We start from the raw sequence: 23,415 nt of genomic DNA, 5'->3' as shown, positions 1-23,415 counted from the left end.
GACATGAGCCCAGACCAGGCGGCCGCATTCTTCGACTATTGGCTGAAAACACAACGCAACGGCGGGGGAGAACCAGTCACCGAAACACCGCAGACAGCCATGCCAATCCGACTCATCTTCCGCGACGAAAACGGTGAAGCGTCGAAAACCTCTTGCGCCAGCGCATCCATCGGACTCCTGTCCAGTGTCATCAACACATTGACCCCGTTCGCCGACGATGACCCGGTCCTCCAACAGGCCATTCAACAAGCAACCCAGGCACGCAGTCTCGTCTTCGAAGCCCGCAAACAACAGACAGTCGAGGAGGTCGCATGAGCGCAAGTTACGCCGACGCCGACTGGGAAGACTTCATGCCCGCAGCCAGCGAACCGGTTACCCCGGTTCGACGTGTTCCACGCTCCAGCGGGAACACGCCTCCCGCATATCCGCCTCGAAGGAAACCGAAGCATGGGGACAGTCTCAAACCGGAACGTATCCGCCGAGCATGGTGGGATTACCTGCTGCAGTTCATCGGCGGCACCTGCATCCTCCTCGTCCTGTTCTTCGCCATCTACATCGGATGGCAGTACGTGGGCAGCGGCATGGACACCGACTCCGTAAGTCGTGAACTCGTCACCGCCAGCAAGAAGGAGTTCAAGACCAGCAAGTCGAACGCCGCCAAACTCCACACCGACGACATCCCCGTCGACAACTCCAAACCGAAATATGGGGAAATCATGGGTTACGTGTACATGCCCGTCCTCGGCAAGGATTGGAAGCGGCCGATCCAGCAGGGCACCGGTTTGGACGTGCTCAACAACATGGGCGCCGGCCACTACGAAAGCACTGCCAATGCTGGACAAATCGGCAATTACAGTCTTGCCGGCCACGCCACCGCAACCGACTTCGGCTACCTGGACAAACTGACCCCTGGTCAGGAAATCATCATCGAAACCAATGACTATTGGTTTGTGTACAAGGCTGTCTCGCATCAGATCGTTGACATGCATCAGACTGATGTGATCGCACCATACGCGGCCGGCGTCGAACGAGGCATCACCCTCACCACCTGCTATCCGATGATCTTCTGGGCCGGAACCGGCGAACAGACGCAACGATTCATCGTCCACGGCCAACTGGAAGGCTGGATAGACAAGACCGAAGGCATGCCCGAAGCGCTATCCACTACGACGACCGACGTGCGCACACAGATCACCAAGCATGTGACCACACTCAGCCGTACAGTCAACCTCCCCGTCACCGGCGTACTCGCACTCTGCACGCTCATCTCATGGCTGGTGCTCAACACGTTCGCATGGATCATCAGCCACAAGAGGATGATGGGCATCATCCAACGCGACCCGTCCGCGAACCCGCTGGTCATCATCTTCCGATTGAGTGCCGGCAATGTCGTTGTCAGACTGGTGCTCACCGCACTATTGACCGCGGCTATCGTGTTCGCCTGCTGGCGGTGGGCTTGCCCGTGGATGGCCGAGAACATTCCGATTCTGGAGTCCCCGCACCCGAGCATTACCTGAGATTAAAACAAAGGAAGGGGGCCGGTCATGGCCAAGCATCGCAACAAAAAACCCAGGAAACCAATCCTGCAGGTCATCGCATGCCTGATCACTATCGGACTCCTGCTATGCTTCTCTGCACTTAATGACCGTCTATACTACAACAGCACGGCAAACGCAGTAGAAGCACCAAAGACAAGTATCAAAATCACCATCAACGGCAAACAGCGTCGCATACTCGCCGAACCACACAAGACCATCAAAGCCGCATTGGATGAGAACGGCATCACCCTGGAACCGGATTCCGTCATCTCACCGACATTGGAAAGCAAAGTCAAAGAAGACACCGCAATCACCATCACCGCACCGGAAACCACAGTCGAAACCAGCGAAGAACCAATCCCCTTCTCCACAGTCAAAAAAGAAACCTCCACCCTCCCCAAAGGGCAGGAAAAAACCGAAACCGAAGGCCAAAACGGAGTCATGGAAGCCACCAAACTCGTCATCAAAACAGGCGACAAGATAGTCCACTCAAACGTTTTCACAGCCCAAGTCAAAACCCCGCCAACAGACAAAGTCATCCTCGTCGGCACCCTCGACCCAACAAGCCAACTCGGCATCACAACCCCGACCTCAGAAATCCAGAAATGGGCGCACGACTACCTCCTCGCCAACGGCTACACCGAAGACGACTTCACCGCAGCCAACCACATCATCAACCACGAATCAGGCTGGAGTCCCACCGCAACAAACCCCAGCTCCGGAGCATACGGCTTGGGGCAAGCCCTGCCAGGCTCAAAAATGAGCGTGGCAGGAGCAGACTGGCAAACCAATTACCAAACCCAGTTCAAATGGTTCATCCAGTACTGCGAAACCGGGTATGGGAGCATTCAGAATGCTTATGCTCATTGGGTATCTGTGGGGAATTATTGAGTGGTGGCAGGGTGGTTTGTTGTGTGACCCCCCTGCCTAGAGGCGGCTTATTGGTTGAGTTGTTTGTTTACTTGCCAGCCGTATTCTTTTGAGTAGTTGTATGTGTAGGTGAAGCCTGTTGTGTTGATTGTGAATGGGAGGTTGTCTGTGGGGATGGTGATGTTTCCGTTCTTGGCGGCCCATTCGTGGTCTTTCATGGATTCAATGAAGGTGTTGGCGTCAAGGTAGCCTAGTGAGCTTTCCGTGAGTTGAATCAGGTTTTCTTGACTTTTCTCACCCAGATAGGCTTCGGTTACCGGGCCACCGTCTCTTACTGATCCCGTCGTTGGTGCGTTGTTGAGCCATCCGTCTAGGCAGGTGCTTCGTCCGTATGCGTGGGGGATCAGGGCTCTTCTGGCTTCGGCTTGCTTTGCTTTGATTTTTCTCTTGAAGGCTTTGCCTTCGGGGCCTTCGATTGCTTTGGAATAGACTGATTCGACGAGTTCCGGTATGTCTTCAGGAAGGTTCCATTGTGGATGGGATTGTAGGCTCGAGGTGGTTTGGTCTAGTATCCATGGGTCGTAAACCAAACCGATTCCTTCTGGGTATCCGTTGGCGCCGGTTATGAGCATTTTGGCGTTGCTGACCGGGCGGCTTGTCCTGTCGTGGCGGAATAGTCTTCCGGCGCGTTGCAGGAGCAGATCGATTGGTGCGATATCAGAGACGATGATATCGAAGTCCACGTCAAGGCTTTGTTCCGCTACCTGTGTGGCGACTACAATCATCGGGGGTCGATGGTCTTGCTGGGGACCGAAATCTTCGATTAGGGTGTGGTCGAGTTTTTGACGGTCCGCTACCGTGAAGCGTGAGTGAACCAGGAGCGTGGGGGTTCCTGTTGCCTTGATTTTTTCGTAGGTTCTATTGGCCCTGTTGACGGTGTCTTTGATGATGAGAGCGCATCCGCCGGCCTTGACTATGTCGATGGCGGTTTGGATGCCTTCTTCGTCTGTGGTCATTTCCGTGGTGATTGTGGTGTGGCGCGAGGATCCCTTGGGATAGCGGGTGTTCGTTTTTTTGGAATCAAGTACGGTTATCTTCCATGGAGACAGGAGGTTGTTCGTGTCTTGTTCCGTAGAGTATCCGGCTCCTGTCGCGTAGGCTTGAAGAAGGCTGACGCGGCGTGCGTTTGGTAGGGTGGCGCTCATGAGTATGACCGGGACATGGTAGGAGCCCAACCATTCAAGTGCCCGTTCCAAGTACACGGTCATGTACTCGTCATAGGCGTGGACTTCGTCGATGACGAGTACTTTCCCGACGAAGGAGAGATGACGCAACACGAGATACTTGGCTTTCCTCGCGGAGAGAAGAATCTGGTCCACTGTGCCTACGACCATGTTGTGCATGGTGCGACGGTACCGTCCATCCAACCAGGACCATTCCGTTTCGCGACCCAACTGTTTCATGATCCCAGTCGAGTGCCGATGGGAGAGATACGTTGAACCTGGCGTATCAGGCAGATGCGAACGCCAGGTCATCATACGCCCGTAGACCGAGTCGGCAGTGGCCTGGGTGGGGAGAGCGAAATAGAGTCCACCCAAACCGAATCGCGAAGCAAGAACCTCCGCAGCCAGGAATGCGGCTTCGGTCTTACCTTCACCCATCGGAGCCTCCACGCACATGATACCGGGACTATCCATGTTGAAAGCCGCATCTACGACTTCCTTCTGGAACGGGCGAATCATGGTAGAAGGTCGATCAAAACGCTTACTGAACAACTTTCCGGCATCCTGCTCCTCCAACTGAGGAGTCCACGGTGAAGGAAGATTGCAAGAAGCGACAGCCCTAGTCGGGTAACCATCCGTCTCTCTGGAGGGATCCAGAGGGAATAAATCCTGGTTCGAGGAAATCCAATCAGAAACGACAAGAAAACCGGTAAGAACCAATTGGGTTTGCTTAGTCAACGGGGTCTCGGAAAAAACACATGGATAACGCTCATAGGCTTCATCCAAATACGCTTCTCGCAAATCACCCCATTTGGAATCGCCCTTGAACATGGACGGTTTCCCCAAGTCCTTGAGCGCCCCATAATCCAAGCAGCCACCATGATGACCTGCGATAATCTGGGCATACGTGGCAGCTACCTTCTCAGACACATCATGCCGAAGGAGCCAACCATACAATGCCGATGCGCCGATCTTCTCATGCCTGTATTCGGACGGCCTGGATCCCCTCGGCAAGGTGGACACCAATTCAGGAATTACAAGACCATTTTCGGATTGCTCTCGGATAATCCCCGAATAAGCATCTGCAGCCTGTGTTTCAAACAGTGGACTGATCTTGCCGACATCATGAATCGAAGCAAGAAACATCAGGGTTGGCATCGCATTAGATGAGCCAAGGCAATCATCTAATCTCGCTTTTACATTGCTGGGTATCCACTCATTCCAGATAAGGGATGCGGTTTCGGCAGTGTCGGTCAAATGAGTCGAAAGGGGAAGCCATTTCCCGGGGTTGCTGGTTTCCTGATCGGTTTTACCCCAAATCGGTATAGTGCTTGTGTTCATCGAACCTCTCATAATGTGTATACATTTACAGTATATCACTATTGACGCCAATGACATCAAGCCCGACGAACCAAATCCAAAAAGAACCAAAACACACTTACATGAGATAATTCGATAGTCACGGAATGTCGCGTAAGAGAGTCAACCCCACTCGCGTAGGAATAAGACACCGACGGCCAACATGCACCGGTCTTGCCAGGATTCAACCCCACATACGTGGGGGACAAGATGCCGAGAGCGACCGCCAAGGTGCCGTCCGTGGATTCAACCCCACATACGTGGGGACAAGTTAAGGGGGCGGCCCTTGCAAGCCGCCCCCCCTTACGCCTTACTAAGAGATGTTTCCATACTCCCACGTCGATAAGAGCCACCGACAACCGGTGCTTCGACCGTCCTATCGACATCTCCATTATACGCAGGGACAAGCTAAGGATACCTAAACCGCGAAATACGAGAAAGGATTCAACCCCACTTGCGTGGGGACAAGTTGAGGCATACTTGGATTCTCGTGATCAGGCTAAGATTCAACCCCACATACGTGGGGACAAGCTGTGCGTCCCGTGTGGATGCCGACACGTGAAGGATTCAACCCCACATACGTGGGGACAAAAGATATTCGCCCATTCCGTCGCGCTCCTCTGCGGAGATTCAACCCCACTTGCGTGGGGATAAGGCGCCAACACTCTGCGCGAGCTTGTCGAACTGGGATTCAACCCCCACATACGTGGGGACAAGCGCCAACGGTTGGCCTCTACCCAGAACTGCCAAGATTCAACCCCACATACGTGGGGACAAGATGTGGATGATGCGATACGGGTGTTCCCTGAGTGATTCAACCCCACATACGTGGGGATAAGGCACAGGCTCGCCATCTCGGACAGAGCCGGCTAGATTCAACCCCACTTGCGCGGGGATAAGGGGTCATTCCAACTGGCCTCACCAACCCCGGCAGATTCAACCCCACATACGTGGGGAAAAGATTCGGCTGACGGTTCGTCTTCGCTGCAGCGCGGATTCAACCCCACATACGTGGGGACAAGGAGACGCTTACCCTTACCGCCCTGCTCAATCTGGATTCAACCCCACATACGTGGGGACAAGTGTCCACTCTCGGACATTTGCATTCCATTTCCAGATTCAACCCCACATACGTGGGGACAAGGCTGGTCATCACCGGCAGTGACCTGGGCAGCGGGATTCAACCCCACATACGTGGGGACAAGGAAACCACCACAAGCACGATGTCGGATGAGGAAGATTCAACCCCACATACGTGGGGACAAGGGCTTGGATTCGGTCAAAGAGACCATGCTCAGAGATTCAACCCCACGTACGTGGGGACAAACCGTCAGTCTAGTCCTTGTCGGGTGTGACGGTGGATTCAACCCCACATACGTGGGGACAAGCCTTGCAGTTCGGCGAGCTGCTTTTCCAGTTCGGATTCAACCCCACGTACGTGGGGACAAGCGTGTCCGTACCGCCTGTGTCGGGCTGTTCCGGGATTCAACCCCACGTACGTGGGGACAAGTGGAATCAAAAGTGGTTCTACTTTCGACATATAGATTCAACCCCACGTACGTGGGGACAAGGGGTCCGTTGAGGAGTTCCATGAGCGTGTCGTGGATTCAACCCCACGTACGTGGGGACAAGCAAGCGGCCTAGTCCGGCTTGCCAGTCGTCGTAGATTCAACCCCACGTACGTGGGGACAAGATCACCGCTGGAACAACAACCACCCTCAAACCGGATTCAACCCCACGTACGTGGGGACAAGGCCGTAGACCTTGCGCTTGCTCGTGTAGCGACGGATTCAACCCCACGTACGTGGGGACAAGGGTCCGGCCACAAGGCCGCGTAGACATCCAGTGGATTCAACCCCACGTACGTGGGGACAAGGTGGGCCCTATTGATATGGGATGTGGAAGCATCGATTCAACCCCACGTACGTGGGGACAAGTCTCGCATCGAAGTGGCGAATGTCTCGGCGAAAGATTCAACCCCACGTACGTGGGGACAAGCGAGCAACTCGGCATCAAGCCTTGGATGGGCAAGGATTCAACCCCACGTACGTGGGGACAAGCCACGGACTACACTGCACGGCATCCCTTCCGAGGATTCAACCCCACGTACGTGGGGACAAGCCGTGAGCACTCCCCAGGAACTAGCTGCCTCAAGATTCAACCCCACGTACGTGGGGACAAGCTCGCGGTGCGGTTCCATCCAAAAGACCAAGCAGATTCAACCCCACGTACGTGGGGACAAGTCTCACACCCGGAATGGGGATGAAGTGAACTGAGATTCAACCCCACGTACGTGGGGACAAGTTGATTCACCGGCGTACTCGCCCCGGTCAGGCGGATTCAACCCCACGTACGTGGGGACAAGCGCACTCCAAGGTGCTGTAACCACACGGCGTAAGATTCAACCCCACGTACGTGGGGACAAGCTGCGCAAATATGCCACTAATAATCAAGAGGGGGATTCAACCCCACGTACGTGGGGACAAGGCAGTGGCGATAGGCGGGGTTGTCGCCGTGGCGGATTCAACCCCACGTACGTGGGGACAAGCAGTTATCCAGGCGTCTACGAGGTCACCGAGAGGATTCAACCCCACGTACGTGGGGACAAGGCCCGCCACATACCGAACACGAACCGATCAGGGGATTCAACCCCACGTACGTGGGGACAAGCGCGTATACCTTTTTGTGGCATAGTCATCCACTGATTCAACCCCACGTACGTGGGGACAAGATACTCATTCGCTGAATCAATGCGTATCGTTATAGATTCAACCCCACGTACGTGGGGACAAGGACGGGTTTGCTTTGGCCCATTGCTTGCGATCGGATTCAACCCCACGTACGTGGGGACAAGTGGTCGGATACCGGTTCAGCCAGTGTCCAGAAGGATTCAACCCCACGTACGTGGGGACAAGAATGGCGAACGCCGCCATGCTTCTACGCGCAAGGATTCAACCCCACGTACGTGGGGACAAGTCGGCTAGCGCGGTCTCGAAGTCGTTTCGCCTGGATTCAACCCCACGTACGTGGGGACAAGATTATGCCCACATTGGTCTTGAGGTCTGTTTGGGATTCAACCCCACGTACGTGGGGACAAGGGGCTTCCACCTGTGCTTCGCGTAAGTGTTCCGGATTCAACCCCACGTACGTGGGGACAAGCCACAGCAAGTTCGTCCGCGTCAAGGCCGATGGGATTCAACCCCACGTACGTGGGGACAAGCCTGTTCCGCAAGTTCGGCTGCCTTTAGCCTGAGATTCAACCCCACGTACGTGGGGACAAGCCTGAAAATGAAGGCGTTGATTCTTTCCACCCAGATTCAACCCCACGTACGTGGGGACAAGCCCACAACCCAGCGTGTGCCTGCCAGCACTTTGGGATTCAACCCCACGTACGTGGGGACAAGATACGATGCAGAAAGTATTTGCCTCTTATCCGGGATTCAACCCCACGTACGTGGGGACAAGCAAGATGGTAGCGACCTAGGTTTTACCCAGAGAGATTCAACCCCACGTACGTGGGGACAAGGCTGCTGGGTTAGGGCTTGCACTTCTTGCACTGGATTCAACCCCACGTACGTGGGGACAAGTCCGCTCAAATGAGAGGGATTGGCGGATCTACAGATTCAACCCCACGTACGTGGGGACAAGCCATGCATGAGCCAATCAAGGCCGCGCCTTGGGGATTCAACCCCACGTACGTGGGGACAAGTTACCGGTAAGGCAGATGGCGTATATGGTCGAGGATTCAACCCCACGTACGTGGGGACAAGCCGCACTGGAATGGCCTAACTGGTTCGAAACCGGATTCAACCCCACGTACGTGGGGACAAGACGTCTGGTGCAATCGTGGTATGACGACAAGGAGATTCAACCCCACGTACGTGGGGACAAGTGGCAGAGTCCATGCTTGGAAAATGGAATTACGGATTCAACCCCACGTACGTGGGGACAAGCGGTAATTTTTCGATTGTTCCAGCCGTTACCGGGATTCAACCCCACGTACGTGGGGACAAGTCTTGACCGGAGTGGTCGGCGTCGCCCAAGCAGGAGGATTCAACCCCACGTACGTGGGGACAAGTCTGGGGCGAGGTGCTGCACCATTGCATACCAGGATTCAACCCCACGTACGTGGGGACAAGCTGAACGCGGCCTCTTCCGGCAAGCCCACACTCGATTCAACCCCACGTACGTGGGGACAAGTTTGGTATGGGCGGGTATACATGGCTTGCAAAAAGATTCAACCCCACGTACGTGGGGACAAGAGCAGAGAAACGGCGGAATTCCAACGGTCTGTTTTTGGAAAATGCGTGTTTTTCCGTCGAACGACAGTGGGTTTTCCGTTTTCTCTACTTATAGAGGCGCCCTATCATCCCTGTATCCGGCGTACAGGGTCAACCCCACATACGTGAGGAGTGAAGCAAAACCGGATTTAGGATCCACTCGGTCATGTCGGTGGAAACTTTCTTTAGTCTCGGGGATGCTGTCTTATGCTTCGAGTTCAGACCCCGAGGATTGGTCTTCGTTTGGGCAGCTGTGTGTTCTTGCCATTTCGTATCGTGTGCATGTCTTCAGTATATCACACATATGGACTATCTCATAACCACCAAGATAGCTCTTAGTAAGAAAGGAACGCTACGATGAGGTATTTACCACTCCTGACGATCATCCTCGTTCTTTTAATCGATGTAGCCGGTATCATCACGCTCATGCACAAGAACTTCGATCGAAGACCGCTCCTGGGTCCAGTGACGGTTTCTTTCCTGGTCTCCGCGGGGGCCATATGCGTAATGGCATTAATCGTACTATCGGTGTTCTATATCAATTTCCCGTAAGCGTTTCAGCAAAGGGAACATTTCGGTAATAGGCCTTGGTTTATTATTGGCTTGATGCAAATTTATGCAGATTTGAAATGTAAGTTCTCATCGGACAAACAATCATGATTGACTCGAAACATTTACTGGCTGAAATCATCGATAAGCCGCGGCATACGTTCACCAAGCAGTATGCGATAAAACTACGGAACGAACGCCTCAGCTCGGATGCCATACTGAACTAGATTTAGACAAAAAAGAGGGGTGGTGCAAAGACGTCCGACCGTCCTTGCACCACCCCTCTTACGGTAGTTCAGGCTTACTCCGCGTGGCTCTTCTTACGGCGAAGCAGCTCGAACCCAGCTCCCGCACCCGTCATACTGGTGATACCCAGGATGGAGGCAAGAATACCGACGCCCGTGTGGGCCAGTTTGTTATCCTGTTGCTGGTCGCCGTCCTTCGGCGTCTCCGCTGCCTTGATAAGAGCGAGATGCACGGTTCCCGCATTCTCGCCGGCGTTCAAGTAAAGGACGCCACCCTTGGTGACTTCCAAAGTCTGCTCGGTCGGAGCAGGCTTCTCGCCGACCGCGTCAAACCTGCCGTCACGCACGGTAACGGTGGTGGACTTGGCGTCCGGGGTCTTGTTGAACACGCCATCCTTCGTTTCGGTCTGGTTGTACCAGACACCATTCAAAGCCGGGGCAGCGGCCTCACCGTCGCTTGCCGTGAAGGTGATCCTGTAGGTTCCTGGCTGCAGGGCCTGGAACTGATCCGCAAATGTGTAAGCGGACTTGGTTGTATCGGCAGGCTTCTCCGTGCTTTCCGTCTTGTCCTCATCGGTCTTATCCGTCGGGGTGACAGTGTCGGACGATTCGGATGCTGGCGCAGGGGTCTTTGCTTCGTCCTTGCTGTCAGCCTTGGCCTGGTCATCAGCCTTCGGCACAACCACGGAAGGAAGCTTTTCGCCACCATTCAGGGGGACAAGACCGAGAATTGGCATCCGGTCGCCATTAGCGTCGGCAATTTTGCTCAGGTCGATGTCATAGGTTCTGATCGGCTTGGTTTCCTCGGTGCCGATTTCCGTCGTCCACTTCGGCCCTTCGGAGGCTTGGGTGAACGTAACGCTGCCACCGGTCAGTTCGATACCATAAGTGGGCTTCAGAAGAAGAACCTGGTTGGCGGAATCCACATTGTCGGCGACCGAGTGAACGGTAAAGTTCTTACCGGCCGAACCACCCGCATATTCAATCGTAAACAGCGGGTTCGTTACCTTGCCATCCGCATCCGGTTCACCGATCTTGGCAAGGATCGATCCATCCTTGGCGTTCGGGGTCACGGAGACCTTGTAATTGCCTTCAGTCAGTTTCTGAGAATCCAGCGTACCGTAGAACGGGGTGTCGGCGTCGGCGTTGAAGGTGAAGGACTTTGCTTCGGGATCCGGCGTGGAGGTGGAGGCCTTGTAGGTATTGAATGTGGCGGTTCCGTTTCCGGTAATCGTCAGCACATCACTGTCTTCGACTGAAATGTGGTCAACGGTCTTGCCGTCTTTTGTGGTCCACGATAGGCTGCCGTCCGCGGCGAGTGTGCCAACATAATCAGGTGGAAGCACAGCCGGAGCGGACTTCTCTTTGGAGGAGACGATTTTGAAGATGTTGAATGTGGCTTTATTGTCTCCCGACCAGGTCACGGTGTAGTCGCCGGCTGCGATGCCAAGCTCCTTGAAGCTCTTTGAGAGGGTATCCTTCACTTCCACCGTGTTACCGGTAGCAGGGGTATCCGGCTTGGTGGTCTCATCGAAGACCGGATTGATGGTGAACGTGCCATTTTCGACATCGCTCTTCGGGAAGACGAGCATGCCGCCCTTGCTTAGGTCGAGCACATCGGATGTCTTGCCGGAATCCAATGCGATGTTCTTGGTTGTGGTGCCGTCGAAGCTGACCTTCCCGTCCTTGTCGGCGGACACGGACGGAATATAGGTGAAGGTCGCGTTGCCGGGCTGGGATTCGGTGGCGGTGTAGGTGACCGTGTATTTGCCGAAGGCGATTCCCTTGACGTCTTTGACGGCGTATCCGTCGGCCTTCGGGAGCTTGGAGGCGTCGTCGGTGGCGATGTAGCCGGTGGTTCCGGTCAGGTCCTTCCATGCGACGGTGATGGTGCCTGATGAGGCGGCGGAGCGGGATTGCGCTTCGGTTGAAACGGATGTGGGGGAGTCCGGGGTGTCGGCGTAGGCGGCGGTGATCGGGGCGGCGAATGCGCCAGTGGTGAGTACGGTGGCGAGGATGGCTCCGAGGACTCGCTTGCGCTGCTGGGTTGGTGTGAGGCTGAAGGACATGTGATTCCTTTGCTTTGTTGAGTTCGGTTTGTCGTTTGAAGCAAACCCTTTTCATGTAGCGGGGAACAGTCTCGCACCGTTATGCCGTCGTGAACCATGCAGAACGGCAGGGGAGAACTCTCGTTCCCTGTTCCAAAATCCACACCATAAAGGTTTAAGACAAAAAGAAAAAGCACAACCCCCTACAGGAAACCCCCTCCATCAGCGTGTCGAAGGAAGAATCCAGCAGGAAAATCAGTAGTGGATGTACTGCAAAGCCTTCGCATTATCGGCCGAAACCGTTCGCTGGAACGGTCCGATCTGACCGTTCACGTTCGACTCGCTGATCACGATCGACCCGTCGTCGTTCACGGCCTCCACTACGGCCACATGCCCATATACGGCGTCCGCGCCCTGCTGGCCGGCACCGTAGACGGCCACATCACCCTGGCGAGGCGTCTGATCCACCCAATAACCCAATGACTGCGCGGACGCGGCCCATTGTGAGCCATTGCCGAGATTCGATCCGACCGGCATGCCGAGTTCCGCCCTGCGCTTGTACGCCCACCAGGTGCATTGCCCGTACGGGTAGGCGTTGCCGTTGTCTCCGGTCGCATGATTCGGGTTGAAACCGGCGGGAACACTTCCGGAATCCCTGCTGTTGACGAGCACTTTGATGACCGGATTGGATGCGTCGATCTTCTGTCCGTTCCCGGTCGTGATGCTCAGAGCCTCGCCGAGATCCCAGGAACCCGTCTCCTGTTCGGATTGGAGCGTACCCCTGTCGTCGCCACGGGAAGCCGCGTTGCTTCTCGTGTTCGAGGCGATCAGCTGGTTGGATGTGAGCGCGGTTTTCGAATCGAACTTGACGTTCTTGACGCCGGTGACCGTCGTGCCGTCCAGTTTCGTATCCGTGTCGGATGCGGGGGAGGCCACGGCCGAGGGGAGTTGGCTGGGAGCCATCTGAGAGGCCACGTAACCCGTGAGGGGGAGTGCGGTGAGCAATGCGATGGCTACGATCTTCTGACGCTTGTTGATCCTACGCGCGGCCGCACGGCCCTGCGGTGCTCCTAGCTTATGCTTTGCCACTGTCAGGCTCCCCGAAAAAACTGGAATGAAAGGAAGAGGTTCGGGCGATCTGTCGCCCTGTTTCCATTATGCGCCTGAATTCCAACGGTTTCCGACGCGGCTTCTAGAACGATGTGTCGCCCATGACCTGTACTCCCAGGTCGAGTTGGCCGATCCAGTTCGGCACCTGGTAGATGTCCTTGTCCTTGGCTTTCAGGCGTCTGAGGATAACCACGTGCTTCTCCACGAGTTTCCGGCCGAACAAGCCGCCCAGCCTGTGGTATTTGACGCGGATTATCGTGCCGTCCTCGTTTTCGATCTCGGCTCGTGCGACGTGTTCGGGTTTCTGGTTGGAGTTCTTGTTCGTGGGCAGCAGGTCGAAGCTGACCTCCTGTCCTTGGGCGATGATGAACGAGAACAGCTGGTTGTCGCTGTAGATGCGTATCTGTCGGCTCACGGCGGGCGTTCCTTCCGGATCGGGGTTTGGCGGTTACCCAGTCTGATGGTCGACGCATGCCGTCCGATACGCGGAAGCGGGCCCCGTTGGGAGTCCGCTTCCGATTCCTGTCAGTAGCGTCTGCGGTTCTGCTGCCTATCGTCGTTGGATCCGCGCCGGTTCCATCCGGCGTTCGGCTGTCGTATGTGACCGTTGTTCGGACGGGCGGAACCGTTGACGTGGCGCGGTTCGCTTGGCGTCCAATCATCGTTGACGGGGATGTTCGGCTCCTGGAACAACGCCTGTTTCCATTGGGCCGGTGTAAGACTTGGTTCGTAAAAATCTGACATAATCTACATTATCGGATATTCGGATATTGCTGCACGGCATCGCATCCCATACCGGAAAACGATGTCAGCATCCTATCGAATCACCCGCCTCAGACTCCCTGGTTTACGGAACCGAAATCGGCGCCGGAACCGAATCCGGACGATGCGCCCGCATTGTTCGACCCGTTGCCGTTCCACGGATCGTAGACGCCGTTCGATGCGGCCTGCTGGGGCTGCTGGCTCGCACCGCCGGCCTGCGGGAATTGCGCCGGTGCCGCGTTCGTGTTGGCGTAGTTGCCAGGCGCCGCATGGTTGCCGTACGTGCTGGTGTCCTTGCCGCCCGCGAACAGCAGGCTCAGGCCGGCGTCCTGGACGATCACCTGGAACGTGCTGCGGCTGGTGCCGTCCTCGGCCTGCCATTGGTGCTGCTCAATGTAGCCGGTGACGATGACTCGCTGGCCCTTGCGCCACATGGCGCTGGCGATGTTCTGGGCCAGGGATCGGAACGCGGTGCACCTGTAGAAGCTGGTCTTGCCGCCGCCGTATTGTCCGGCCTGGCGGTCGAATACGCGGGTTTGGTGGGCGACGGTGAAGGTGACGATCGGCCCGTTCTGGTTGGTGCGTACTTCGGGGTCGCTGGTGAGGTTGCCTGTGATGGTGATTGGGGTTTCGTCTGCCATGGTTGGCGTTTCTCCTTGATTCTGTTCTGTCTGGTCCCGGGGCTGCTCCCCCGACGACTAAACGTGTGGACATGTTCAGTCTATCTCAAATGGTCTGAAACGGGAAACCGAAGGCGTGTCCGACAACTCCCGGAATCTAGTGCTTGCCGGTCCAGAACCTTCTCACGAGCAGTACACCTGCCCGGCTGGCCTTCAACTTGGAGATGTGCAGGTCGACCGCATCGGCGTCGAACCCGTCATCGGAATCCGGTGGGAAACCCTCCCCCGGTATGCTGATGCGACGCTCGGGGAAACCCATATCATCCTGCCTGTTTGAAATGGTTTCGGCCATCGCCTTGCACTCCCTTCCTGCATCGGAACCTCTGAGGAAAACCTTACGGGCGGAGGTCACGCGACACGCAAACCCACGTCCAATTGAAGTCCTCATGTTTCATATCCGGAATAGACTGATATCGTCCACACATGTTTTTCGGAGCCGGAAAAGAGCCACCATGACCAACACCATCATCTGCAGGAAAATAGACGCCGAGGAATTCGAACGATTCGCCGAGCATGCCAGGAACGGGAACTTCCAACAGTCCGAGGGTATGCGGAGACTGTCCAACCTGCGCGGCCGCAAGACCGACCAATTGGGCGTCTACGAGGATGGGATACTGGTGTCCGCGGTCCAGATCGCGTATTCGCACTCCCGACTCGGATGGACGGGCTCCATATGGCTCGGCCCAATCGGCAGCCTCGAACCCCGGATACTGAAACCCCTCACCGATGGCATCAGGCGGGCGGCCAGACGTCGCGGAGCGTACATGGTCGAGGCATGGCCGCCGGAGGTGCTGCAGCGGCATGATTCGAACGGGAAGCCGGTCGGCGAAAGGAACACCTCGCTCATCGACGGGTTCACCGCTCTCGGCTGGAGGCATGGGCAGCTTGGCACCGGGTATGGAGAGGTCGTGAACCGTTGGGACTATGTCAAGGATCTGACCGGCATCCATGACCGGGACGGGTTGATGCGGTCCTTCGAACCGCGTATGCGCACCTGCATCCGCAAGGCCGGATCCATGGGCGTGAAGGTGCGTGAGATCGGCGTGGATGAGCTGTCGGTGTTCGCCGACATAGAAAGGGAGACGGCCGACCGGCGTGGGTTCCGTGTTCAGGGCGAACGGTATTTCCGCCAGTTCCGTAAGGCGTTCGGCGACAGGGCGCATTTCATGCTCGCCGAAATCGACACTGATGCGTTCGTCTCGTCCGCGGAGACGGCCGTCGAATCGTTGGAGGAACGGATCGGGAAGCTGGAGAGGAAGGCGGAATCCCATCCCTCAAGCAAGGTCGCCCGGCAGCTCAGGGAGCTCGGATCCAACCGTCAGGCGGCATTGCGCCGGCTGGAACAGGCGCGTTCGCTGGCCGGTGCCGCTCCCCTGATTCCGGTGGCCTCCTCCCTGTTCGTGGAGCATCCGAATGAGGTGGTGTACCTGTTTTCCGGAAGCCGCGGGGAGTACAAGTCGTTCTATGCGCCCGCGTTGATCCAGTTGGAGGCGATGGACCGGTTCTGCCTGCGTACCGGGGTCAACCGGTACAACTTCTATGGGATCACCGGCGTGTTCGATGACTCGGGTGATGAGGGTCGTGGGGTGTTGGAGTTCAAGCAGGGTTTCAACGGTTTCGTTGAGGAGCTGTCGGGCGGGTTCGTGTTGCCGGTGAGACCTTTCCGGTTCCTCATCCATTCTGTGTGGGCGGGTTCATTATGGCGTAGGGGATGATTCGTCGGCGTGTCGCGATTTGGTCTCCGTGGAACAGGGTGCTATTCTGAAGTCGTCCACACAAAGGGCGGTTCGAAAAACCACCCAACACACAGAGCCAAATGGAGAGGAAACTCCCACGAACACGTACAACCTACTCGACCAGCCATGGCTGCCAGCCACAGGCTTCGACCGCGAAACCCACGACTACGGCATCACCGGGCTCTTCGAAAACGCCACACGACTGCTCAGCCTCGACGGCGACAATGACGCACAGCGATTCACGCTCCACCGTCTCCTCATCGCCATCATCACCCGAGCCTACGGCGAAGACCTCGACCCCAACGAATGGCATCGCCTCTATGACGAAGGCCCCGACGACCAGCTCTTCGACTACCTCGAAGAATACCGCGACCGCTTCGACCTGCTCGATCCGGAACGCCCGTTCTTCCAGGTACCCGGCCTGACCAAGCCGAACGACAAGGGCCCTGACGATCTCGGTCGTCTTCTGCTCGACATCCCCAACGACAACCAGAGCACCGCATATCGTCGTGGCGTCGAATCCATCAGCTTCGCCGAGGCTGCCCGCTGCCTCGTGGCAGTGCAGGCCTACGATACGAGTGGCAACAAGCCGCGTATGGAAGGCGACAACCGAGAAACCGGCGGCAACATCAACGCCAGCGGCACCGGCTGGTGCGGCGCATTCGAAGGCATCCTGATCCTCGGCGACAGCCTCTGGCACACGCTCATGCTCAACACTGTCGGAGTCACCGGCGATGAGGCTTACGAGATCAGTGATGACATCCCTATCTGGGAGCAGGAGATTCCTGACAAGGTCGGCGGACGTGACGGTTACGACTCAGTCAAGGAGACGTTCACCATCGACGATTTGCATGGTCCGGCCACTCTGATGACCTGGCAATCCCGTCGTATCCTCCTCGCCCATGACGGGGAGAAGGTCACCGGCGTCAGGCTCACCGTGGGAGACCGCATCCGCACCTGCGACGCCATGGGCTATGAGACCATGTGCCGTTTCAAGGAGGATCAGGACAAGAAAGTCATCACCCCCATCAAGGCGAACGAGGAACGCGGCCTGTGGAGGGACTTCCCTACCTTCCTGAACATCACCGACCAGACCAAGATCAACGATGCGCAGGATGAAAAGCCGGCAAAGGGCAAGTGCAAGTCCAGTAAGCCGCCGCTGATCTTCCGTCCGAAGACCATCGACTGGCTGAAAATATGCGGTGTCGAGGTGCCCGCGACCATCGAGGGATTCGGCGCATCCTACGGTCCTATGGCCGGTGTGATCACGGCGTTCACCTACAACAAGATCAGCACCCGTACAAGCTTGTTGGTCGACGATTCCAATGATCTGAGGATTCGGCTTAACACCACTTTTTCCCAGATGTACCGTTGGGTCGGCTCGCTCAGGAACCTGTGCGACATGATCAAGGCATCGGAGGGAATTACCCCGACCGAAAGCACTCCGATCCTTGCGTTCACCGCCCTGAACGCGAAGCGAGCGTGGAGCCTGTGCGAAAGCGAGTTCGACGCATGGCTGGCCAGCCGACCCGACGCTCAAACCGCGTTGGACACGGTCCAGGAACTCGAAACCGCCTGCAAGGACAAGTTGTACTGGTTCGGATATGGCCTGTACCTGAGCGCCAGCAGCAAGGCCCTGGTCGGCCGAATCGGCAAGGACGGTTTCGTGTCCGCAGCCACGGCATGGAACAAATACTCCTACATGTTAAGGAAAGGAACAGAAAACCAGTGACGGACAACAAGATCGAACACGCGGCATGGAGCGTGGGACGACTGCAGGAACTGGCCGAAACAGGAAATCCGGCGCTTGCCGCCAAGCTCCGCCGGTGGAACCCGGCAAGCGTCGTCACCGACGCGATGATCCTCAGCTGGATGAATGGAATCAAGCTGACCGAATGGGATATGAACCATCCGCAGGTTCCGGCCCAGCGTGAGATCGCGCTCCTCGCAACCGGATCCCTCATGGCGACCCACATGCAGAAGTCGCATGCGAATCCGATGGAGAACGGCATCCCGTTCGCCTCCGCCGTCGGCAGACTCGCCTACAGGAAGGGGCCGGGTATCATACGCCGTTTCACCACCCTGCTGAACGCGAAGAGCTTCGCCACGACGTTCAAGTACATGCAGACGCTCACCACGCTTATCGGCGCTTCCGGCATGACGGTCGACTATCTCGATCTCGCGGACGACCTCGTCAAACTGCAGGGCCCCTACCGCAAGCAGGTCATCGCCAAATGGTCCCGCCTGTACGCTCGAGTCACTCCCGATGACACCGACTCCCCCGCCAAATAACCAATACTTCGATAACCAACCAACAACCAACCCCACCAAACACAGATAAGGAAAACAGACAACCATGTCCCTCTTCGTTGAAATCCACGCCCTCCAGCCGCTCGGCCCCAACTGCATCAACCGAGACGACACCAACACCCCGAAGACCGTGCTCTTCGGCGGCGCCGTCCGAGCCCGAGTCAGCAGCCAGGCATGGAAGCGCGCCATCCGCGAAGGCTTCCGCAACGACCCCACCGTCGCAGCCGACAGCCTGAGCATGCGCACCAAGAAGATCGTGCAGACCATCGCCTCCAAGATCCAGGAAAACCACCCCGACATCGACCCGGACGCCGCCATCGCCGCCACGCTCGACGTGCTCATCGGACCGGCCAAGAACTCCAACTCCGGTCTCACCCTCACCTCCCAGGGCAAGGACAAGAACGACCTGTCCGCCCTCTACTTCATCGGCGCTCCGGCCCTGAACACGCTCGCGGACAAGGTGTATGAGGCCATCCAATCCGGTGACGCCAAGGCTTGGGGCAAGAAGAACGCCAAGGACATCAAGAAGCTCCTGAAGGACGACCACGCCGTTGACGTGTCCCTGTTCGGCCGTATGGCGGCAAGCAGCAACGACCTGAACGTGGACGCCACCTGCCAGGTCGCCCACGCCATCAGCGTTGACGAATCCACTCCGGAAGCCGACTACTACACCGCAGTCGACGACCTCGCGACCTCCACCGTGAACGATGAGGGCGACATCACAGCCGCAGGCGCAGGCTTCCTCGACGTCAACCAGTTCACCACCCCGACCTTCCTCCGCTATGCGGTCGTCAACGCCACCAACCTCGCCGACGCCGATCACCTCGGCGACAACGAGAAGGCCGCGAAGGCCATCCGCTCGTTCATCCGAGCCTTCGCCATGACCCTGCCGACCGGCAAGCAGAACGCCTACGCATCCAACAGCCTTCCGGTCCTCATCTACGTCGCCATCAAGGACTCCACCCCCAACAACCTCGTCACCGCCTTCCAGAAGCCCGTCTCGGCACCCGCGGTCAAGAACGCCGTCAGCCGGCTCGTCGAAGCCGAGGAGGACTACCGGAAGAACTACAACATCGCTCCCAAGGCATCATGGGTCGTCCGTATCGGCGACGACACCAGCGAAGCCGACAAGCTTGGCGAGCACGTCACCCTCGACCAGCTGCTCGAAAACGTGGAGACCACCGTGGAGGCCAACCTGTGACCGTCCTCATCTTCACCGTCGCAGCACCCCTCATGTCATGGGGTGACTACGGCAGACTCAACATCCGCAACACCCGCAAAGAACCCACCAAAAGCGGCATCATCGGACTCATCGCCAACGCCCTCGGCATGGGCCGTACCGATTCCCTGAGCCGGTTCGAGACCATGCGCATCGGTGTCCGGGTCGACCAGGAAGGCCAGTGGAACACCGACTTCCAGACCTGCGACGCCGGCAGCAAGAACTACACCATGCACAAGGACTACATCGCCGACGCAAAATTCACCATCGGCATCGAAGACACCGACGAAAACCTCCGCGAATACTGCAAGGCGCTCGCTTTCCCGCAGCGTCCGCTGTACTTCGGTCGCAGGGCGTTCGCTCCGTCGGAGCCTTTGAGGCCGCATATCGTGGAGTCGAGTCTGGAGGATGAGCTGCTCGCCGGTGAAGGCCGCGTGGTGGTGGAACCGAAGGATGACGACGGCCAGGCTGAGGTCGTGTTCGACAGTCCGACGAGTTTCGCCCCGAAGAGCCGTGGCTGGGCTCCACGCCTGCAGAAGACCATTCGAGCCGCCAGCCCTCGCAAATTCGGAGACCGCGGCACCGGAACCGGATCGTCTAATGAGACAAGCGGACTTCTCGACCCCGTTGACTTCTACCCGCCCGTAGCAGGAGACAAGCAGTGACCTATTTCACTCAGATGCAGCTGGACCCCGTCGACCGTCGTACCCGTCGAGGTGTGGCAAGCCCGGAACGTATTCACGCGATCCTCACCACCGCCATCGGCTCCACCGGGGAGCGAATCCTCTGGCGTCTGGACCGTATGAAAACCGGGATGCTGCTCTACATGGTTTCAACCACCCGGCCGTCAAGGAACATCCTCGACGCCGAACTCGGATGCCGTTCGTTCAAAATCTGCGACTACGACGAATACCTCGCCAACATCCAGCGCGGAACCATCTGGAGGTTCCGTCTGGAGGCGAACACGACGCACAAGGTCGATGACAAGAACATTCCCCTTTACGGGTCTGACGCCGTGAAATGGTTGGACAAAAGGTCGCAGGCGAACGGGTTCCACATGACAAGGAACCGTCTGATGGACGTGGAAGCGGTCATCGTGAACGACACGACCAAGGTCTTCCAGCGGAAAGGCCGCACGGTCACTCTGGCATCCTCCGTGTACGACGGGTTCATCTCCGTGGACGACCCCGAGAAGTTCACGAAGATGCTCAAAAACGGTGTCGGCCGCGCAAAAGGCTACGGCTTCGGCTTGATGACCGTCATCCCCGCACAAACCTCGGAACAATGACAACGCTCATCACCGCACTCGCCCGAGTGGAAGACCGGATCAGCGCACTCTATGTCGAACATTGCGCCATAGAGTGCGCTGATGGGGCAATCCAATTCCGCAACGAAAACGAAACGGAAAGCGTCCCCGCCGCCACCCTATCCACACTTCTGCTCGGGCCCGGCACGAGGATCACCCATGCGGCGATCTCCCTCGCCGCAAAGAACGGATGCTCGCTGCTTTGGACCGGGGAGAACATGACACGGTTCTACGCCGGAGCCACTCCCCTGTCCACATCCACCCGGCTACTGGAACGTCAGGCGATGCTCTCCGTTTCACCAAGGAAACGAATCATCGTGGCGAGGAAAATGTTCCAAAAACGTTTCCCCGATGTCGATGTCAGCAATGCCGGCATGAAGGAGCTTCTCAGCATGGAAGGTCATCGTGTCAAGAAAGCCTATGCCGCGGAATCCGACCGTACCGGAGTCCCCTGGTTCGGACGCCAGCAGCGCGGCGGAGGACGAGACGATGTCAACACGGCGCTTTCCGCCGCCGGAGTGACCGCATACGGGATCGTGCAAAGCATCATCGTATCCCTCGGATGCTCCCCCGCATTGGGTTTCATCCACAGGAACAACCAGCGAGCCTTCGTTTTCGACATCGCCGACCTGTACCGGACCGAACTGCTGCTCCCCTTGGCGTTCGACATGGCCTCGAAACACCAGACGGACATCGCATCATCGGTCCGACACGAGCTGAGAGACCGAATGCTTGACGGATTCTTCATGAAACGTTGCGTAAACGACATACTTGACCTTTTGGAAGGAGACAAGACATACGAGCCTGATAACGAACCGGAAATGACCCTATGGGCCGGAGCCTCCGGCGAAGTACTGTCGGGATGGAACCAGGAGCGGCTATGTTATGCGTCGTACGCCTGACCTCCGCCCCACCCAGTCTCAAAGGACTCGTCGGACTCCGACTTATCGAATTGGACGCCGGCCTATACGTAGGCAACATCTCCGCAAGAGTACGAGACCAGCTATGGCATCAGATCGATAAGAAAATCGGAGAAGGACGAGCCTGCATGGTCGTCCCAGCCCACACCGAACAAGGTTTCATCGTCCGTCACATCAACACCAAATACGAACCCGTAATCCATGAAGGAGTACTACTCATGAAAAAGACCCACAAGCGAAGACAGACACAGTCGGATCCTGAACTCGGAGCATAAGACAGAATCAGACTCTAAACGACCATCGGCGAGTGACTGTCCGATCGGAAACCCGGGTTTTGCTCTATTCCTCATGTATATGGGGTTGAGCTCTTCATCCCGGAGAAGAGCATATTAGAGGGCGCCGCTTTATGTAGAAAACGGCCAAAATCAACTGTCGTTCGCCGGAAAAACAAGCTTTTTCCGAAAACCGACCGTTGAAATTCCGCCGTTTCTCTGCTCTTGTCCCCACGTATGTGGGGTTGAATCCCTTCAACAGCGTGCGGGTATTCTCCTGCGCGGCTTGTCCCCACGTATGTGGGGTTGAATCTTGAATCATACGACGTTGGTTTTGACCGTCGTACTTGTCCCCACGTATGTGGGGTTGAATCCGCCCCCTCCATGTTTCAGCTATCGGCGGTTCTCTTGTCCCCACGTATGTGGGGTTGAATCTATCGAGGTCAAGCACAATGGCTTGGATTCGCCCTTGTCCCCACGTATGTGGGGTTGAATCTTGTGGAGGAATTGGCGGCTTTCTTGACGATCGCTTGTCCCCACGTATGTGGGGTTGAATCCGCGGCGAAGAGGCCGGCGCAGATGAGCGCACCCTTGTCCCCACGTATGTGGGGTTGAATCCGGAGGAGGAATAATGCCTACGCTTGTTGCTGACTTGTCCCCACGTATGTGGGGTTGAATCCAGGCGTGTCCGCCGTAAGCCCTCGTCCGAATCTTGTCCCCACGTATGTGGGGTTGAATCTGGCTTCTTCGTCGTCCGCCGTGGCCTTGACTTCTTGTCCCCACGTACGTGGGGTTGAATCCCTTTGAAACCGCATGAGCAAGTGAGCTCCGCACTTGTCCCCACGTATGTGGGGTTGAATCCGGGTGGCTCATGGCAGGCCGCTTAACGTGCTCCTTGTCCCCACGTATGTGGGGTTGAATCCCGAAGTACTCGTGGATCAAATCCAGAGCATGACTTGTCCCCACGTATGTGGGGTTGAATCCTCGA

General features: G+C 57.0%; 18 protein-coding genes and 2 CRISPR repeat arrays. Of the genes, 11 read left to right on the top strand and 7 right to left on the bottom strand.

Features of this window, described 5'->3' with window-relative positions; translation table 11 throughout:
• Positions 1-3 precede the first annotated feature (3 nt).
• Genes DF196_RS01830 through DF196_RS01820 form a run of 3 tightly spaced genes read left to right on the top strand, consistent with a single transcriptional unit; the run spans position 4 to position 2,429 of the window.
• Positions 4-315 (top strand): hypothetical protein, encoded by a 312-nt coding sequence (locus DF196_RS01830; RefSeq protein WP_146194659.1) that lies wholly within the window; start codon positions 4-6, stop codon positions 313-315.
• The gene (locus tag DF196_RS01825; protein WP_109056234.1) at positions 312-1,517 is read left to right on the top strand and encodes a sortase; all 1,206 of its coding nucleotides are present in this window, start codon (positions 312-314) and stop codon (positions 1,515-1,517) included. Before DF196_RS01830 ends, DF196_RS01825 begins: the two co-directional genes overlap by 4 nt.
• A gap of 27 nt (positions 1,518-1,544) precedes the next feature.
• Positions 1,545-2,429 carry an aggregation-promoting factor C-terminal-like domain-containing protein gene (locus tag DF196_RS01820; RefSeq protein WP_109056233.1) on the top strand — a complete coding sequence of 295 codons (885 nt, stop codon included), beginning with the start codon at positions 1,545-1,547 and terminating at the stop codon, positions 2,427-2,429.
• 47 nt (positions 2,430-2,476) lie between these two features.
• Here DF196_RS01820 and cas3 read toward each other — a convergent pair whose 3' ends face one another.
• The 7 genes from cas3 to DF196_RS13385 all read right to left on the bottom strand — a co-directional run bounded on the left by cas3 (position 2,477) and on the right by DF196_RS13385 (position 14,956).
• Positions 2,477-4,972 (bottom strand): CRISPR-associated helicase Cas3', encoded by a 2,496-nt coding sequence (gene cas3 / locus DF196_RS01815; protein ID WP_158276241.1) that lies wholly within the window; start codon positions 4,970-4,972, stop codon positions 2,477-2,479.
• A 767-nt stretch (positions 4,973-5,739) separates the two neighbouring features.
• Positions 5,740-9,252: direct repeats of the CRISPR family, unit length 28 nt; unit sequence GATTCAACCCCACGTACGTGGGGACAAG.
• 868 nt (positions 9,253-10,120) lie between these two features.
• Positions 10,121-12,133, bottom strand: coding sequence for a hypothetical protein (locus tag DF196_RS01805; protein ID WP_109056230.1), 2,013 nt, complete (start codon positions 12,131-12,133; stop codon positions 10,121-10,123).
• Between the two features lie 234 nt (positions 12,134-12,367).
• The gene (locus tag DF196_RS01800) at positions 12,368-13,201 is read right to left on the bottom strand and encodes a CHAP domain-containing protein (protein WP_241519540.1); all 834 of its coding nucleotides are present in this window, start codon (positions 13,199-13,201) and stop codon (positions 12,368-12,370) included.
• A 103-nt stretch (positions 13,202-13,304) separates the two neighbouring features.
• Complete coding sequence (locus DF196_RS01795) at positions 13,305-13,637, bottom strand: hypothetical protein (protein ID WP_109056229.1); 333 nt, start codon at positions 13,635-13,637, stop codon at positions 13,305-13,307.
• 110 nt (positions 13,638-13,747) lie between these two features.
• Positions 13,748-13,966 (bottom strand): hypothetical protein, encoded by a 219-nt coding sequence (locus DF196_RS13185; protein WP_146194657.1) that lies wholly within the window; start codon positions 13,964-13,966, stop codon positions 13,748-13,750.
• Positions 13,967-14,055: 89 nt separating this feature from the next.
• A complete protein-coding gene (gene ssb, locus DF196_RS01790; protein ID WP_109056228.1) occupies positions 14,056-14,625 on the bottom strand; it encodes a single-stranded DNA-binding protein in 570 nt (189 codons plus the stop codon).
• Between the two features lie 136 nt (positions 14,626-14,761).
• Positions 14,762-14,956, bottom strand: coding sequence for a hypothetical protein (locus DF196_RS13385; RefSeq protein ID WP_158276240.1), 195 nt, complete (start codon positions 14,954-14,956; stop codon positions 14,762-14,764).
• A 160-nt stretch (positions 14,957-15,116) separates the two neighbouring features.
• Between DF196_RS13385 and DF196_RS01785 the strand changes: the two genes are divergently transcribed.
• From DF196_RS01785 to cas2e, 8 genes are all read left to right on the top strand, one after another.
• Positions 15,117-16,379, top strand: a complete 1,263-nt coding sequence (locus DF196_RS01785; RefSeq protein ID WP_158276239.1) for a peptidoglycan bridge formation glycyltransferase FemA/FemB family protein — start codon at positions 15,117-15,119, stop codon at positions 16,377-16,379.
• A gap of 28 nt (positions 16,380-16,407) precedes the next feature.
• Entirely contained in the window at positions 16,408-18,132 is a 1,725-nt protein-coding gene (gene casA / locus DF196_RS01780) for a type I-E CRISPR-associated protein Cse1/CasA (RefSeq protein WP_158276238.1), read from the top strand.
• Complete coding sequence (gene casB, locus DF196_RS01775) at positions 18,129-18,692, top strand: type I-E CRISPR-associated protein Cse2/CasB (protein ID WP_158276237.1); 564 nt, start codon at positions 18,129-18,131, stop codon at positions 18,690-18,692. The genes casA and casB overlap by 4 nt, the downstream gene beginning before the upstream one ends.
• A gap of 64 nt (positions 18,693-18,756) precedes the next feature.
• A complete protein-coding gene (cas7e, locus tag DF196_RS01770) occupies positions 18,757-19,911 on the top strand; it encodes a type I-E CRISPR-associated protein Cas7/Cse4/CasC (RefSeq protein ID WP_109056224.1) in 1,155 nt (384 codons plus the stop codon).
• Complete coding sequence (gene cas5e, locus DF196_RS01765) at positions 19,908-20,594, top strand: type I-E CRISPR-associated protein Cas5/CasD (RefSeq protein ID WP_158276236.1); 687 nt, start codon at positions 19,908-19,910, stop codon at positions 20,592-20,594. The genes cas7e and cas5e overlap by 4 nt, the downstream gene beginning before the upstream one ends.
• A complete protein-coding gene (cas6e, locus tag DF196_RS01760; RefSeq protein ID WP_109056222.1) occupies positions 20,591-21,217 on the top strand; it encodes a type I-E CRISPR-associated protein Cas6/Cse3/CasE in 627 nt (208 codons plus the stop codon). Before cas5e ends, cas6e begins: the two co-directional genes overlap by 4 nt.
• Complete coding sequence (gene cas1e / locus DF196_RS01755) at positions 21,214-22,137, top strand: type I-E CRISPR-associated endonuclease Cas1e (protein WP_109056221.1); 924 nt, start codon at positions 21,214-21,216, stop codon at positions 22,135-22,137. The genes cas6e and cas1e overlap by 4 nt, the downstream gene beginning before the upstream one ends.
• On the top strand, positions 22,065-22,430 hold the full coding sequence (gene cas2e / locus DF196_RS14160; RefSeq protein ID WP_109056220.1) for a type I-E CRISPR-associated endoribonuclease Cas2e: 366 nt from the start codon (positions 22,065-22,067) through the stop codon (positions 22,428-22,430). Before cas1e ends, cas2e begins: the two co-directional genes overlap by 73 nt.
• 221 nt (positions 22,431-22,651) lie before the next feature.
• Positions 22,652-23,410: direct repeats of the CRISPR family, unit length 28 nt; unit sequence CTTGTCCCCACGTATGTGGGGTTGAATC.
• Between the last annotated feature and the right edge of the window lie 5 nt (positions 23,411-23,415).

The organism is Bifidobacterium callitrichidarum (genome assembly GCF_003129905.1).
Taxonomy (GTDB): domain Bacteria; phylum Actinomycetota; class Actinomycetes; order Actinomycetales; family Bifidobacteriaceae; genus Bifidobacterium; species Bifidobacterium callitrichidarum.
Note: the sequence above shows the minus strand (reverse complement) of the source record. Positions and strands in the feature narration are given on the sequence as shown.

Bases quoted from the DNA above. Each gene is read 5' to 3' on its own strand.
- DF196_RS01830 (WP_146194659.1), top strand. From the start codon at position 4: ATGAGCCCAGACCAGGCGGCCGCATTCTTCGACTATTGGCTGAAAACA.
- DF196_RS01825 (WP_109056234.1), top strand. From the start codon at position 312: ATGAGCGCAAGTTACGCCGACGCCGACTGGGAAGACTTCATGCCCGCA.
- DF196_RS01820 (WP_109056233.1), top strand. From the start codon at position 1,545: ATGGCCAAGCATCGCAACAAAAAACCCAGGAAACCAATCCTGCAGGTC.
- cas3 (WP_158276241.1), bottom strand. From the start codon at position 4,972: ATGAACACAAGCACTATACCGATTTGGGGTAAAACCGATCAGGAAACC.
- DF196_RS01805 (WP_109056230.1), bottom strand. From the start codon at position 12,133: ATGTCCTTCAGCCTCACACCAACCCAGCAGCGCAAGCGAGTCCTCGGA.
- DF196_RS13185 (WP_146194657.1), bottom strand. From the start codon at position 13,966: ATGTCAGATTTTTACGAACCAAGTCTTACACCGGCCCAATGGAAACAG.
- ssb (WP_109056228.1), bottom strand. From the start codon at position 14,625: ATGGCAGACGAAACCCCAATCACCATCACAGGCAACCTCACCAGCGAC.
- DF196_RS13385 (WP_158276240.1), bottom strand. From the start codon at position 14,956: ATGGCCGAAACCATTTCAAACAGGCAGGATGATATGGGTTTCCCCGAG.
- DF196_RS01785 (WP_158276239.1), top strand. From the start codon at position 15,117: ATGACCAACACCATCATCTGCAGGAAAATAGACGCCGAGGAATTCGAA.
- cas7e (WP_109056224.1), top strand. From the start codon at position 18,757: ATGTCCCTCTTCGTTGAAATCCACGCCCTCCAGCCGCTCGGCCCCAAC.
- cas1e (WP_109056221.1), top strand. From the start codon at position 21,214: ATGACAACGCTCATCACCGCACTCGCCCGAGTGGAAGACCGGATCAGC.
- cas2e (WP_109056220.1), top strand. From the start codon at position 22,065: ATGGGCCGGAGCCTCCGGCGAAGTACTGTCGGGATGGAACCAGGAGCG.